This is a genomic window from Streptomyces pinistramenti, from assembly GCF_020564935.1.
GTDB lineage: Bacteria > Actinomycetota > Actinomycetes > Streptomycetales > Streptomycetaceae > Streptomyces > Streptomyces pinistramenti.
The window spans coordinates 1-14007 of sequence record NZ_JAJCXB010000072.1; the positions used below are offsets into that span (position 1 = coordinate 1).

Consider the following 14007-nt stretch of genomic DNA (forward strand, 5'->3'; position numbering starts at 1 on the left):
GTGCGTCCGGGCCGGCCGGCCGGGACCGCCCGGGACGACGGCACCGCGGCCGCGCGGGCGTCCGTCCGCCCGGCCGCCGCCGACCTGGCCGCCGCCGCACCGGCCCCGGCGGCGGCGCGGCCGCGCGTGGACGTCGCGGCGGCCGCACGCGGCGCCGCCGCCCGGCAGGCCGCGGGCCGCCGTGGCGGGCGTCCGGCGGAGCGCGTGGTGCACGTACAGATCGGCCGTCTTGAGGTCACCGCCACGGGCGGGCAGGCCCGCGGGGAGGCCGCCGGTCCCGCCCGTAAGGCGCGGCCCGGCCCGGCGCTGAGCCTCACGGACTACCTCTCCCGCGACGAGAAGAGGAACTGACGCCATGAGCAACGCACTTGCCATCGCTACGGTCACCCAGGCCCTTGCGCTGCTGCTGGAGAACAACCTGCGGCCCGAGATCGACATGGCGGTGTCGGTCGAGACCCGCAGGCCGCCGGCCGAGCCGCCCACCGAGCCGACGCTCACGGTCTTCCTCTACCAGGTCACCCCGAACGCCTCGCTCCGCAACAGCGACCTGCCCACCCGCGCATCGGACGGCACGCTGCTCAAGCGCCCGGCGGCGCCGCTTGACCTGCACTTCCTGATCAGCGCGTTCGGCGAGGAGACCGAGCTGGTCGGACAGCGGCTGCTGGGCACCGTCATCCGCACACTGCACGAAATACCCGTACTGCCACGGGAGTTGATCGAGGAGGCGGCGCGGCGCCCGTATCTCGCGGGCAGCGACCTCGCCGACGCGATCCAGAAGGTCCGCTTCACGCCGACCCAGATGGACGTCGACGAGACCTCGAAGCTCTGGGGGATGCTCTACCAGACCCCGTACGCCCTGTCGGTCTGCTATCAGGCCGCCCTGGTCCTGATCGACGGCCGCGAAAAGCCGGTACCGGCGAAGCCGGTGGAGCGGCCGGAGGTGCACGTCTACCCGTTCGGGGCGCCGGGGGCCCCGGAGGTTCCGGAGGCGGCGGAGGGGTCCGAGGCGGCGGACGGTTCCCGGGTGGCGGACGGCGGGCCTGCCGGCCGTGAGGCTCCGGACGGCACCCCGGACAGCGGCAGGACGGCTGGCGGAAAGGCAGTTGGCCGCAAGGACCGAGACGGCAAGCCCCAGGACGGCAAAGCGGCAGGTGCGTCGCGTGGCCGGGCCGCCGGGACGTCCACGCGGGCGGCGCGGAAGGCCGCCGCGGGGGTCGGCGGCGCGGGCACCCGGGCGGCGAAGAAGCCGGCTACGGGACAGGGCCAGGAACAAGGGCAGGCACAGCGCAAGGCCGCCAAGCCGGCTTCCGCACCGGCGCGTTCGGATGCGGACGGCACGCCGGGTGCCGGGCCCGCCCAGGACACCGGCACCGACTCCGGCACCGGCAAGGAGGGCTGAGGCGGATGACCGGTACCGCCCCAGGAGACGGCACGGACGGCGGCGCCCCCGCGGGCGCGCCCGGCGGCGGGGACCGGGACGGCCGGCCCACCGGCCTGGCCGCTTCCCTGGCCGCGGTCCTGGCCCGCCTCGACGCGCACGCCGCGCGGAGGGGTGCCGGCGCCGGAGCCGAAGCGCGTACGGGCACCGGCCCCGCGCCCGCGGACCCGCCCGCCCTCGAAGCCCTCGTCTCCTACTTCGGCCTCAGCCCGTTCGAGCGGGACATCGTGCTGCTCACCGCGGCGGCGGAGCTGGAGCCCACCACCGGCTCGCGGTGTGCCGCGGCGAGCGGCGACCCGGACCGCACGCACCCCACCTTCGCGCTCGCCCTCGCGGCCCTCGCCGCTCCGCACTGGAGCGCCCTGACGCCGGTGTCGCCGCTCCGCCGCTGGCGCCTCGTCGAGATCGAGGACGAGACCCGCCTCACCGCCTCCCGGCTCCGTCTCGACGAGCGGATCCTGCACTTCCTCGTCGGCTCCCCGTACCTGGACACCCGGCTGCACGGCATGCTGCGCCGGGCGCCCGTACCGGATGACCTGCCGCCCTCGTACCGGCGGGCCGCGGCGCAGGTGGCGGCCGGCTGGGCGGGCGGCGGCCCGGAATCGCCGCTGCGCGTCGAGCTGATCGGCGGCGACCAGCGCTCCCGTGCCGACATCGCGGCGCTCGGCGCCCGCGACGCCGGGCTCGGGCTCTACGCGATGAGCGCCGAGGACGTGCCGACGGACCCGGTCGAGCGGGACCGGCTCGCCCGGCTGTGGCAGCGCGAGGCGATCCTGCTGCCTGCCGCGCTGCTGATCGAGGTGGGTGAGCTGGACCGCGAACAGGCCGCGGCCACCGACGCGTTCATCGGCGGCGCCGCCGTGCCCCTGGTCGTCGCGGGCCCCGACCCGCGGCAGACCGGTCAGCCGCGCGGCCGGCGGGTGCTGGTGCCCAAGCTGGACGACGCGGAACAGCTGGACATGTGGGCGCACGCGTTCGCCGGCATCCCGCAGGTGGAGCAGGCCCAACTCCGTGCGATGGTGGCCCAGTTCCAGCTGCCGCCGCACGTCGTGCGCACCGCGGCCGCTTCCGTGCACCGTGACCTGCCGGGCGATTCCGGCGACGGCCCCGCCGACGCCACCGCGCTCGCCTGGCAGGCCGGCCTCACCGAGGCCCGGATCGGCCTGGACGAGCTGGGGCGCCGCATCGAACCGCGCGCCGGGTGGGGCGATCTGGTGCTCGCCGGACGGCAGTTGAAGATCCTCCAGGAGGTCGTGGCGCACGTACGGCAGCGCGGCACGGTCTACCAGGAGTGGGGCTTCGCGAAGGTGCTGCGCTACGGCCTCGGGGTGACCGCGCTCTTCGCGGGCGGCTCCGGCACCGGCAAGACCCTCGCGGCCGAGGTGATGGCCAGGGAACTGGGCCTCGACCTCTTCATCATCGATCTCTCCCAGGTCGTCAGCAAGTACATCGGCGAGACCGAGAAGAACCTGGGCCGGGTCTTCGACGCGGCCGAACGCGGCGGCGCGCTGCTGCTGTTCGACGAGGCGGACGCCCTGTTCGGCAAGCGCAGCGAGGTCAAGGACAGTCACGACAGGTACGCCAATCTGGAGGTCAGCTACCTCCTGATGCGGATGGAGGCGTACCGCGGCCTGGCCATCCTCACCACCAACATGAAGAAGGCGCTGGACCAGGCGTTCATGCGCCGCATCCGGTTCGTCGTGGACTTCCCGTTCCCCGGCGAGAAGGAACGCGCCGAGATCTGGCGGCGGGTGCTGCCCGCGCAGGCCCCCACCAAGGGCATCGACCCGTCGCAGCTGGCCCGGCTCACCGTGGCCGGCGGCTCGATCCGCAACATCGCACTGTCCGGCGCCTTTCTCGCCGCCGAGGAGGGCGACCCCCTCCAGATGCGGCACATGCTGGCCGCAGCGCGTACCGAATACCTGAAGCTGGAACGCTCCTTGACGCCGTCGGAGGTCCACGGATGGGTCTGAACGAGGTCAACGGGCGGCGGGCGGCCGCCCCTTCACCCGCCCCGCGTCCGGCCGCGGCCCCGCCGGAGCGGACGCCGCAGCCCGCCGCCGTCCGCATCGACATCGGCGAACTGGCCCTGGACGGCTTCGACGCCGGGATGGACCCGGACCGCGTCTCGGCGTCCTTCACCCGCGAGCTGGCCCGGCTGGTGCGGGAGCGCGGGGTGCCGCTGGCGGCGGACGGCACGGGCGTGACGCTGGACGGCCTGGCGGGCCTGCCGCCGCTGCCCGCCGCCACCTCGCCGGCCCGCCTGGGCGAGGCCCTGGCCCGCGCGGTGCACGCGGGCCTCGCCGGGCGGGGTGAGGCCCGGTGAGTACGTCCCAGGCGTCGGCGCAGGAGAACCGGACCGCACGCGAGGAGAAGCGCCGCAAGCGCAAGGAGCGTGCGGACAGGTCCCGCGCGCCCGAGCCGAAGGACATCGTCAGCGGGGCCGGAGCGCCGCTCGATCCGTCCGTGCGGCGGGAGTTGGAGGAACAGCTCGGGCACGACTTCAGCCGGGTGCGCCTGCACACCGACCGGGACGCCGGGACGCTGACCGACCTGCTCGGCGCCGACGCGGTCGCCGTCGGCCAGGACATCTTCTTCCGCGAGGACACCTACCGCCCCGGCACGGCGGACGGTCAGCGCCTGCTGGCCCACGAACTCCTGCACACCGTCCAGAACCCGCACGGCCTCGGCGCCCTGCGGGCCGGCCGCGACCTGGGCGCGGTGAGCCTCCCGCAGGAGTCGATCGAACGCGAGGCGGAGTCAGCGGCGCAGGCGTCCGTACGCGGCACACTCCGCGACGCGCTGCGCGATCCGGAGGGTTCCCCGGCAGCCGAGATCGAGGAGGGCCGGGCGACGCCGGGGTGGCTGCGGTACGCGACGGTGCACGCGGACCGTATGCGCGCCGAGCAGAGCGACCCGGCCACCCTCGTCGACCGGCTGGCGGGCGGGGTGCTGCGGTCGCTGCGGGGTGACCCCGCCGACCTCTCGGGACGGGTCCGCACCCAGCTCTCCCGGATGACACCTGACCTTCAGGAGTCCGTGCTCGACCGGCTCGAAGTGCGGCTGCTGTCACCGGAGTTCGACCGCCTCCTCGACCTGACGGACGAGGCGGCGCAGCGCGCGCCGCTCGCCCTGACGCCGTCCGACGTGCCCGCGCCCGTGCCGGACGCCATCGACCTGATCGAGGACGAGCGGCACACCGCGGCGGACCGCGACCGGAACGAGAAGAAGTCCGCGCAGGCCAAGGACGAGGACGTCAAGGAAGAGCGGAAGGACGCCAAGGGCCGCGACGGCGCGCACGAGAGGGAGCGGTCCCGCGCGGAGCGGGACGCCGCGGCGGAGGACAAGGAGGCCGGCGAGCGCAAGGCCACCGAGGACGGCCGTGCCGAGGAGCGGGCCGGCTCCGAGAAGGAACAGCAGCAGGCCGAGGAGAAGCAGGCCGGGGAACGCGAACAGGCGGACCGGGCCGACGAGGAGAAGGCCCAGAAGGGCCAGGACGGCAAGGAACGCGCCAAAGAGGAGCGCAAGGAACAGCGCGAGCGCGAGGAGGCGGACCCGGCGGCGGCCGACGCCCCGGGCACCGACAAGCGCCGTCGCAAGGACGCCGAGAAGAAGCCCGCCGACGGCTCGAAGCAGGAAGAACTCGAAAAGAAGAAGAAGGAACAGCCGGGCCCGGTCCGGCCGGAGAAGGTGGACGAGCGGGCGGAGCAGCCCGACAGTGCGCTGTCCGAGCACGGGCTGAACGAGAAGGACGAGGACGAGGGCGCCCCGCGCGAGGAGGAGCGGCCCCTCGGTCTTGAGGCGGGAGCGGACCGGGAGGTCGACGGGGGCCAGGAGGAGCAGCGGGCCGGCGGCGCCGGCACGGGCGAGGCGGAGCTGAAGCCCGAGGACTTCGTACCGGCTTCCGACCCCGACCTGTCCGCCGTGCCGACCGCCGACACGATGCAGCCCGGCGCGGCCGCCCCTGCCCCACCGTCCTTCCCCGCTCCCCCGCCCACCAAGGCGGAGCAGGTCCAGAAGGAGCGGGAGAACGAGGCCGACGAGGAGGAGGACGAGGACGCGCCGGAGGCCGAGGCCAAGGCTCCGGGCGAGGAGCGGGGCCCGGTCGAGGGCGAGGCACCGCAGCCGGAGCACGGTCCCGCGTCCGAGGCCCCCGATCGCAGCGAGAAGGACCTCCAGCCGGAGAAGCCGGTGGAGCAGGAGGTCGGCCCCGACCCGGAAACCGACGAGCAGCGGGATCCGGAGCAGGAGGCCGAGCAGAAGAAGGACCCCGAGCAGCAGCAGGACCACGACGAGGACGGCGCGAAGCAGGCCGAGCAGGACGCGGCCGACAAGGACGCGGAACGGGACGGGGACTCGGGCGACGGCAGCGACGCGCCGGACGCCCAGGAGACCCAGGACGCGCAGCAGGACAAGAAGGACCAGGACGCGCAGGAGGAGAAGCAGGAGGCCAAGGGGCAGCCGGAGGGCGCGGCGGCGGACAAGCCGGCCGGCGCCGCGGGCGCGGGCACGTCGGCGGGCGGACCCGGCTCGTCGGCGCCGTCGCTGGCACCGCCCGCGGGCGCGCACACGGAGCGTACGGCGGTCGAGGACCGGCAGCCCTCGCCCGCTGCGCGGCGCGGGGCGGCGCCGGACCGTGGTGAGAACGAGGCGCCGGCGGCGAAGAGCGCGGTGCCGAAGGAAGCCGGTCCCGGTGCGGCGCCCAGTGGTCCCGTCGGCGCGGCCGAGCCGGGCAGTGCGCCGAAGGCCGCGGCCGGGCCCGGCGGGGCGCCGTCCGTCGCGCAGGCGGCGGTCGGCCCGGTGGGCGAACAGACCGACAACCCGGGGAAGATGGGCGCGCCGGCGCCCGAGGGCGCCAAGGCCCAGCCCGACGCGTCGCTGGAGAAGGACGGCGGCGGCTGCGCGCCGCCCGCCCCGGCGCCGGAGAAGGAGGAGGGCGGCGGCGCGTGCGGCGGGGGCGGCGGGCAGGGCCCCGCGGAGAAGAAGCAGGAGGCGCCGCCGGACGTCTCCGGCCAGGACCCCAAGGCCGCGCTCGTCACCGTCAGCAAGCTCTCGCCGGACCAGGCGCAGGCCGCGCTGCCGGGTGTCGACGGGGCCGCGGACCGGAAGATCGGCGAGGAGCAGAAGCGGCTTGCGGCCAACCCGCCGAAGCGGGAGCGGCCTTCGGGCGCGCCGCAGACGCAGTCCGGGCCGCCGCAGGCCGGAGCGCCCGAGGCGCCGGTCACCGGGAAGCTGGAGAAGGTCGGCCCGGAGGAACAGGGCAAGAAGCAGGAGGCCAAGGGCAGTGACAAGGCCCAGGGGGCCAAGCCGACCGACAACATCCAGCAGCCGAAGGTCACTCCGGGCAAGGACGGCAAGCTGACCGAGGGCGACGCCAAGAGTGTCGAGGCCGCGGCGGACCAGGTGCCGACCACCGACCCGGAGCTGCGCAACAAGACGGTCGGCCCTGCCCCCAAGATCAAGCTGGAGGGGGAGAGCGACCCGAAGCGTACGGACAAGCAGGCGGCGAAGCTCAAGGAGAAGCAGGGCACGATCCAGGACACCGGCCGGGCGGACGCGTCCAAGCCGATGGGCGAGGACAAGATCTTCCCGGACGCGCCCAAGGAGGAGCTGCAGGGGAAGGCGGCCGGGCGCGCGGGCGGCGGCGGGCAGCGGTCGGGCGGCGGCTCGGCGAAGCAGCACGAGGGGATCGTCGCCAAGCAGGAGCGCGGCGGCGAGATCCAGGGGGCGGCGGGCCAGTCGCAGACCGAACTGGCGGCCAAGGAGAAGCAGCACCAGCAGGGCGAGCAGAAGGCTCAGCAGGAGAAGCAGCAGGAGATCGACGGCGAGGTCGCCCGCAACACCGAGCAGCAGACGGCGGAACGCGGCCGGGCGGCCGAGCAGGCGGGCAAGGAGCGCCAGAGCTGGCGCGACGAGCAGGACAAGAAGATCGAGCAGGCCGACAAGGACACCGAGAAGGAGCACAAGGGCGGCAACGAGAAGATCACCAAGGAGCGGGACGGCAAGGACAAGGAGGTCGAGGGCCGCAAGGACAGCGACAACAAGGACATCGACCAGCAGGCCGATCAGGCGGAGAAGGACGCCAAGAAGAAGAAGGACGAGAAGAAGAACGAGTCCGGCGGCCTCTTCGGCAAGATCCTCGATGCGGTCGGCGACTTCTTCAAGGGCCTGCTGGACGCCGTAACGAAGATCTTCGACGCGGCCCGCAACGCGATCAACAGCGTCATCGACAAGTTCAAGGAGTTCGCGAACAAGGCGATCGACGCGGTACGCGACTTCGCCATCAAGGCGATCAACGTCCTGGCCGACGCCCTCATCGCCATCGGTGACGTCCTGCTCGCGGCCTTCCCCGAACTGCGCGACAAGTTCCGCAAGGCCATCGAGGGCCTGCGCGACGCGGCCATCGCCACCGTCAACAAGCTCGCCGACGGCCTGAAGAAGGCCGTCAACACCCTCCTCGACGCCCTGGCCGCCGGCCTCAACAAGCTCCTCGACGTGCTCGAAGCGGGCATCAAGGCCGCCATCAAGATCTACGCCGAAGCGATCAAGGCGGCGATCAAGTTCGCGCAGGCCGCGATCGAGGCGCTGGGCAAGTTCGCGGCGCTCGTCGCCGACATCGCGCCGGACCCGGGCAGCTGGCTGAAGAAGGCCGCCGGCGCCGCCAAGACCGGTATCCAGGAACACCTCTGGGGCGCCATCAAGTCGGCGGTCAAGCAGTGGTTCGACACCAAGGTCGAGGGCATCCTCGGCCTCGGCAAGGCCGTCATCAACGTCCTCGTCAAGGGCTGCATGTCCTTGAAGCAGATCGGCAAGATGGCGTGGGACGCGATCGTCGCCTCGCTGCCGATGATGATCGCGTCGCTGGTCGTCGAGAAGGTCGTCTCGGCGATCATCCCCGCCGCGGGCGCGATCCTCACGATCATCCAGGGCCTGATGGCCGCCTGGGACACCATCAGCTCCATCCTGACGGCCTTCGGCAAGTTCTTCGCCTTCCTCAAGGCGGTCAAGGCGGGCCCGGCCGCCTGCCTCTTCGCCGACGCGGTCGCCGCGGGAGTCGTGGCCCTGCTGGACTTCATCACCAACTTCCTCCTCCAGCGCCTGGGCCGCGCCACCAAGGGCGTCGGCAAACGCCTCAAGGCCATGGCCCAGAAGATCACCGCCGGCCTCAAGAAGACCGGCAAGGGCGCCCGCAAGGCCGCCGGCAAGGCCGTCAACGCCGCCAAGGGCGCCGCCCGCAAGGCCGCCCAGGCCCTCCGCAAACCCGCCCGCCCCACCAAGCCCAAGGGCCCCCGCGTCCCGTCCCGTCCGGGCGTGACCACGGACCGCGCCCCGGGTGGCACCCACCACCCGAAGACCGAGCCCCCGTCCCGCCCGACGAGCAAGACGCCGGACCCGTCCAAGAAGAAGCACGAGGACGAGGCGGACGCGAAGAAGGCGCGGGACGAGGCCACTTCACCCAACAAGCACCCGGACAGGGAGGGCAAGGACCGGACCAAGGACAAGGACGGCCCCGACCTCAAGAAGGACAAGAAGCCCGACAAGCCGTCCAAGAAGAAGGAAACCGAGGCCCCCAAGCGCGCCAAGCCCCGCAAGCCCACGTCCCCGCTGGGCCGCGCCTTGAAGAAGGTCAAGGGCAAGGTCAAGTCCGCCCTCAAGAAGGTCCGCAACGCCGGCAAGGCCCTCGGCAAGAAACTCCGCAAGTCCAAGGTCGGCAAGGCCCTCAAGAACACCGCGAAGAAGGCCCGCGACTTCTTCAAGAAGAAGCGGGATCAGTTCCGCGACAGCAGGAAGCACAGGCAGGAACAGAAGAAGCAGAAGAGGGACGGCAGGAAGAAGAAGGAAAACTCCAAGGAATCCAAGGAACTTCGTCTCCAAAAGATCGTTGCGCGACTAAAGCCTCGATTGAGCAGCATACTTAGTCGAGGCACTCCTCGCCCCGTACTGCGTGCTGCGCTCTCAGCCGTGAAAACGTGGTATCGACTCACCTCGCTTGACGCCGGCGGGGGCGACCACTTCGGGATCGAGGCTACCCTAAATCCCAAGGAACAGGTTCTCAGGGCACTGGGCATCACCATCCCCAGACGCGAACTACTTGAATTCCTTCAGGGATTGGCCGTCAAGCTCGAAGCCGACCAGAATATGGTTGCGGCAAGCCAGAACGTGCAGCTGTCACCCAAGCAGCCCGGCGCCGTCCCGCAGCACACCGTGAACGCACCAACGGCGCCCCCCGCTGTCTCTCGTATCACACGAAACGCCACCCCATTGGGCCCGCAGGAACAAGAAGTCATGAATGTCTTCGACGAGGGACAACAGACGGGCGCAACCGAATATGCCCCACCGGCCGTACGGCGTCAGCAGACCGGACCCAAGGCGGCCAATAAGATTGTTACCGGTGAGGGAATCACGCGGGAAGACCAGTCGGCCCACGCTTACAAGTCGACCAACAAAAAAGATAAGGACACCGGAGAGAAGCATAGAATTCTTGGCATCCCCGATGAGTACACGGCAGAAGGGAGATGGCCGGAGGCCACGGATTATCTCGACAATCATTTCCGTGCGAAACCACAGTCCAGCAGCCTGGACAAGGTACAGCGCGTCAACTTGCTCAAAGCCGCATGGATCGTAGGGAACCAGGAAACCGACCGCGACCCGATGGCTCTCGTCACAAACGCGCTCGTCGTACAGCGGCTGAAGAAGGCCCAGCAGAATGGTGCCTCACCGGCCCGGCTCACTCGCACGTTCCTGGACATCCCGGCAGCGTTCAAGGGGTCAGAACGAGCAGGTGAGATCCTCAATGAGGACGTAGCGGGACACCGCTCGCTCGCCGGCGAACGAGCAGCGATTCAACAACGACTCGACGGTGAGAGCGAGGAGGATGCCCGATTGCGCCGGAACAGGGAGCGAGCACCCCTCAATAATGCCAACCGCCTGGCAAACCGACACGTGCAATCCGTAGCTGCCTGGATGAAAGAATTCGGGATAGAGGAAAAGGTAGAAGCGTCGATCAAGGCGGAGAACCTGGTGGGGACAGAAGACCGCGAAAGAATAATCAAGGAACGCATATTCCACGAGATCGAAGATTCGGTACGAGAAATGTATGGCGCCACCAAGCGCCGCTGACCCCCATTAGCGCCCAGGAGAAATCGCATGCCCGAGCCGAACTATCGGACACTCCGCTATGTGTTGCACCCGGATACGCACTGGAACAACGTGGGCGATTTCGCTGACACACTCGGTTGGCCTCTGGCGCACGAGATCACGAGAAACCAGACTGAAGGCACCGATGGCCAGATGATCTGGCAGTCGCCGTCGGGAATCTCCTTGCACTACGTCGTGGACGCGACATCTGGGATCGGCTACGTCACGCTGGCGGGGCCAGATGAGGAAAGCGTGGCCCCGTTCACCGCGCAGGCGCACAAGGAATTGACTCCATGGTCCTTGGAAGAGCTCTTCCAGCGGTTTGACGGCGAGGTCGACCCCATCGAGCGTGGGAGACTGACCTTGAGGATCGGTCTGGCCGCGCCCCCGGAATTGAACCATGGCTGTCTCACACGGATCCTGAGTTCACTCGCGGGCGATGACCCGCGTATCCGACTCGCCGGACTGTGGGCCACCACATACACCGGCTACCAAGAGTTCGTACCGACGGTTCGGGAACTTGCTCAGGGAGATCCCGAAAACTGGCTCCGCACGCGCGCCGAAAGTGTCGTTGCGGCATTCGAAGATGCAGGGGGGAAACCATGACCACCTACGCCGACATCCCCAAACCCATCCGCTCCGGCATCGTCATAGTCGACCCCGAGCGTGGCACCCCCCAGCGCATCATCGTGTTGCAGTTCAACCCGGACACCTTGGAGCGGTCGATTGCGCCTCAGCAGGCCGGGGGTGAAGGGGACGGCGGCGGGGGCGGCAGTGGAGGCGGGGACCGTAACGAGGCTCTGCGGCTGAAGGGGCCGGCGCAGGAGAGTTGGAAGTTCACCGCCGAGATCGACTCCACCGATCAACTCGACGTGGCCGCCCCCGACGGGATTCATCCGCAGCTTGCCACGCTCGAAATGCTGGTGCAGCCGACGACCGCGCAGTTGCGGGCCGCGTCGCATCTCAGCAAGAAGGGGACGATCGAGATCAGTCCCATCGAGATGCCGCTGACGTTGTTCACGTGGGGAAGCAAGCGGGTCATGCCCGTGCGGCTCACCGAACTCTCCGTCAATGAGTCGGCGTTCGATGTGAATCTGAATCCGATGCGGGCTTCGCTCAGTATCGGGATGAAGGTGCTGACCGTGAGTGATCTGCCGGCCGGGCACAAGGGGGCGGAGCTGTATCTCGCGCATCTGGCGCAGAAGGAGCGGCTTGCGGGGCTGGCGCAGGGCGGGAGTCTGGGGCAGCTGGGGCTGCGCGGGAGTGATATCGGGATGGGGAGCGTGTAGCCGGTATGGGTGGGATCGAGCCGTATGAGAGTGCGTTGGATGCCATTCCCGGGGCGCATCCGTATCCGCGGAGCAGTCGGTATCACGATGCGGAGATCGGGGTGTACCGGGGCGATGACGGTGTCGAAGTGCGGTATGTGAAGCGGCGGTTGTTGCCGCCCTTGCCCCGGGACGAGGGGGATACCGCGCCGCATGTGGTGCGTAGTGGTGAGCGCGCGGATCAGCTCGGGCAGCGGTATTTCGGGGATCCGGGGCAGTGGTGGCGGATTGCCGATGCCAATCCGGTGATGGATCCGCGGGAGCTGACGGAGGAGCCGGGGCGGAAGATCGGGATTCCGTTGCCGGGTGGTGGGTTCGGGCATGGCTGATGAGGCGGTGGGACGTGGTCCGATTCATCTCACGCTGTACATGGGGCCGAAGCTGGCGCGGCCGGTGCCGGCGGGGGTGACCGAGGCGTTGTTGTCGGCGCAGATCACCAGTACGGCGGGTGAGCGGAGCGGCTTTCAGATCGCGTTCGATCTGACCAAGCGGGGTGTGATCACGGAACGGCTGCTGCCCGAGGGGTTCTTCGATCCGAAGACCCGGGTGGTGGTGACGGCGAGCGTGCGGGGCACGCCGACCGTGTTGCTGGACGGGCTGATCGTGCGGCAGGAGGTGGGCGCGAGCAATCAGCCGGGGCAGACGACGTTGACGGTGACCGGAGAGGATCTGTCGCTGTTGATGGATCTGGAGGAGCGGACGGACCGGTATCCGAACCTCGCGCCTTCGCAGCGGGTGGAGCGGATTCTCGGCAAGTACGCGGATTACGGGATCGACACCAGGATCATCCGGGAGCAGATTCATCAGCCGCCGCGTGAGCAATGGCGGGTGGATTACCAGACCGGGACGGATCTGCAGTATCTGAACGAGCTGGCGGCGGCGAACGGTTACACGTTTTATGTGGATCCGGGGCCCGTTCCTGGGCGGTCGACCGCGTTCTGGGGTCCTGAGCAGCGGCTGGGGCAGCGGCAGCACGCGCTGAACGTGAATATGGACGCGAATTCGACGGTGGACCAGTTGACGTTCGCGTACGACGGGACGGCGCGGGAGGAGCCGCAGGCGCGGGTGCAGGATCCGCGGACGCGTGATGCGCGGTTGCTTGCGCAGCCCGATATCGGCCCGCTGCGGCCGCCGTTGGGCCGTCGTGCCTCACCCGCGCTGAAGCGGAAGACGTTGTCGGGTACGGCGAAGAAGGATCTCGGGCAGGCCGAGGCCGAGGCGCTGGGGCGGGCGGCGACGTCGGCCGATGCGATTTCCGGCTCCGGGCAGCTGGATGTGAACCGGCACGGATATCTGTTGCGGCCGCGGGAGTTGGTGGGTGTGCGGGGTGCGGGGGTGACGTATGACGGTGACTATTACGTGAAGAGCGTGACGCACAACCTCCGGCCGGGCTCGTATCAGCAGAACTTCACGTTGTCGAGGGAGGGGCTGGTGGCGCGGAGCGGGACCGTGCGCCCGTAGCGCCCGCGCCGCCTTGGAGCACCGAAATCGTCAACTGCCGTACGACCAGGAGCGTTTCGCATGGCCGCAGCATCGAACAACCGCTTCCTCGGCAAGTTCCGGGGCCGCGTGACGGCGAACGACGATCCGATGGGGATCGGCCGTCTGATGGTCCAGGTCCCGGATGTGCTGGGCGACACGCCCTCGACCTGGGCCCTGCCCTGCTTTCCTTTCACCGGTGAGCAGCAGTCTCCCGCCGGGCAGTACGTGGTGCCGTCGGTGGGCGCCGGTGTCTGGGTGGAGTTCGAGCAGGGTGATCCCAGCTTCCCGGTGTGGACCGGGTGTTGGTACGGCTCGCGGGCGGAGCTGCCGGAGGACGCGCGGGCCGATCCGGCGATCTCGCATCCGGTGGTGATCCAGACGCCGAAGAAGCACAAGATCGTGATGAGCGATGTGCCGACGAACGGGATTCTGCTGGAGGCGCCCGGCGGGGCGTACGTGAGGATCGATGCGACGGGTGTGCACATCAACAACGGGCACGGCGCGTCGATTTCGCTCGTCGGCGATCAGGTCGACATCAATGAGGGCCGGTTGACGATTCCGAAGAAGCACTGAGGATGGCCGTCCGCCGGAGCCGTGGACGGGAGCCTGGGAGGGCGCCGG

At 70.1% G+C, this 14007-nt stretch carries 9 protein-coding genes and 1 pseudogene; all 10 read left to right on the top strand.

Features of this window, described 5'->3' with window-relative positions:
• A pseudogene (locus tag LIU39_RS31045) lies at positions 1-351 on the top strand (hypothetical protein); the annotation flags it as partial.
• Between the two features lie 4 nt (positions 352-355).
• Positions 356-1399, top strand: coding sequence for a Pvc16 family protein (locus tag LIU39_RS31050; RefSeq protein WP_227050271.1), 1044 nt, complete (start codon positions 356-358; stop codon positions 1397-1399).
• Between the two features lie 5 nt (positions 1400-1404).
• Positions 1405-3411, top strand: coding sequence for an ATP-binding protein (locus LIU39_RS31055; RefSeq protein WP_227050272.1), 2007 nt, complete (start codon positions 1405-1407; stop codon positions 3409-3411).
• Positions 3402-3764: a hypothetical protein gene (locus LIU39_RS31060; RefSeq protein WP_227050273.1), complete on the top strand. Its 363-nt coding sequence runs from the start codon at positions 3402-3404 to the stop codon at positions 3762-3764. The genes LIU39_RS31055 and LIU39_RS31060 overlap by 10 nt, the downstream gene beginning before the upstream one ends.
• The gene (locus LIU39_RS31065) at positions 3761-10558 is read left to right on the top strand and encodes an eCIS core domain-containing protein (protein ID WP_227050274.1); all 6798 of its coding nucleotides are present in this window, start codon (positions 3761-3763) and stop codon (positions 10556-10558) included. The genes LIU39_RS31060 and LIU39_RS31065 overlap by 4 nt, the downstream gene beginning before the upstream one ends.
• Positions 10559-10585: 27 nt before the next feature.
• Positions 10586-11182 (top strand): HEAT repeat domain-containing protein, encoded by a 597-nt coding sequence (locus tag LIU39_RS31070; RefSeq protein ID WP_227050275.1) that lies wholly within the window; start codon positions 10586-10588, stop codon positions 11180-11182.
• Entirely contained in the window at positions 11179-11865 is a 687-nt protein-coding gene (locus LIU39_RS31075; RefSeq protein ID WP_227050276.1) for a hypothetical protein, read from the top strand. The genes LIU39_RS31070 and LIU39_RS31075 overlap by 4 nt, the downstream gene beginning before the upstream one ends.
• Before the next feature lie 5 nt (positions 11866-11870).
• Positions 11871-12233 carry a LysM peptidoglycan-binding domain-containing protein gene (locus tag LIU39_RS31080; protein WP_227050277.1) on the top strand — a complete coding sequence of 121 codons (363 nt, stop codon included), beginning with the start codon at positions 11871-11873 and terminating at the stop codon, positions 12231-12233.
• Positions 12226-13365 carry a hypothetical protein gene (locus tag LIU39_RS31085; protein WP_227050278.1) on the top strand — a complete coding sequence of 380 codons (1140 nt, stop codon included), beginning with the start codon at positions 12226-12228 and terminating at the stop codon, positions 13363-13365. Before LIU39_RS31080 ends, LIU39_RS31085 begins: the two co-directional genes overlap by 8 nt.
• A 60-nt stretch (positions 13366-13425) precedes the next feature.
• A complete protein-coding gene (locus tag LIU39_RS31090; RefSeq protein WP_227050279.1) occupies positions 13426-13959 on the top strand; it encodes a phage baseplate assembly protein V in 534 nt (177 codons plus the stop codon).
• Positions 13960-14007: the final 48 nt, after the last annotated feature.

What these genes read in the sequence shown, in the direction of transcription:
- LIU39_RS31055 (WP_227050272.1), top strand. Translation starts at nt 1,405, where the DNA reads ATGACCGGTACCGCCCCAGGAGACGGCACGGACGGCGGCGCCCCCGCG.
- LIU39_RS31080 (WP_227050277.1), top strand. Translation starts at nt 11,871, where the DNA reads ATGGGTGGGATCGAGCCGTATGAGAGTGCGTTGGATGCCATTCCCGGG.
- LIU39_RS31060 (WP_227050273.1), top strand. Translation starts at nt 3,402, where the DNA reads ATGGGTCTGAACGAGGTCAACGGGCGGCGGGCGGCCGCCCCTTCACCC.
- LIU39_RS31085 (WP_227050278.1), top strand. Translation starts at nt 12,226, where the DNA reads ATGGCTGATGAGGCGGTGGGACGTGGTCCGATTCATCTCACGCTGTAC.
- LIU39_RS31070 (WP_227050275.1), top strand. Translation starts at nt 10,586, where the DNA reads ATGCCCGAGCCGAACTATCGGACACTCCGCTATGTGTTGCACCCGGAT.
- LIU39_RS31090 (WP_227050279.1), top strand. Translation starts at nt 13,426, where the DNA reads ATGGCCGCAGCATCGAACAACCGCTTCCTCGGCAAGTTCCGGGGCCGC.
- LIU39_RS31050 (WP_227050271.1), top strand. Translation starts at nt 356, where the DNA reads ATGAGCAACGCACTTGCCATCGCTACGGTCACCCAGGCCCTTGCGCTG.
- LIU39_RS31075 (WP_227050276.1), top strand. Translation starts at nt 11,179, where the DNA reads ATGACCACCTACGCCGACATCCCCAAACCCATCCGCTCCGGCATCGTC.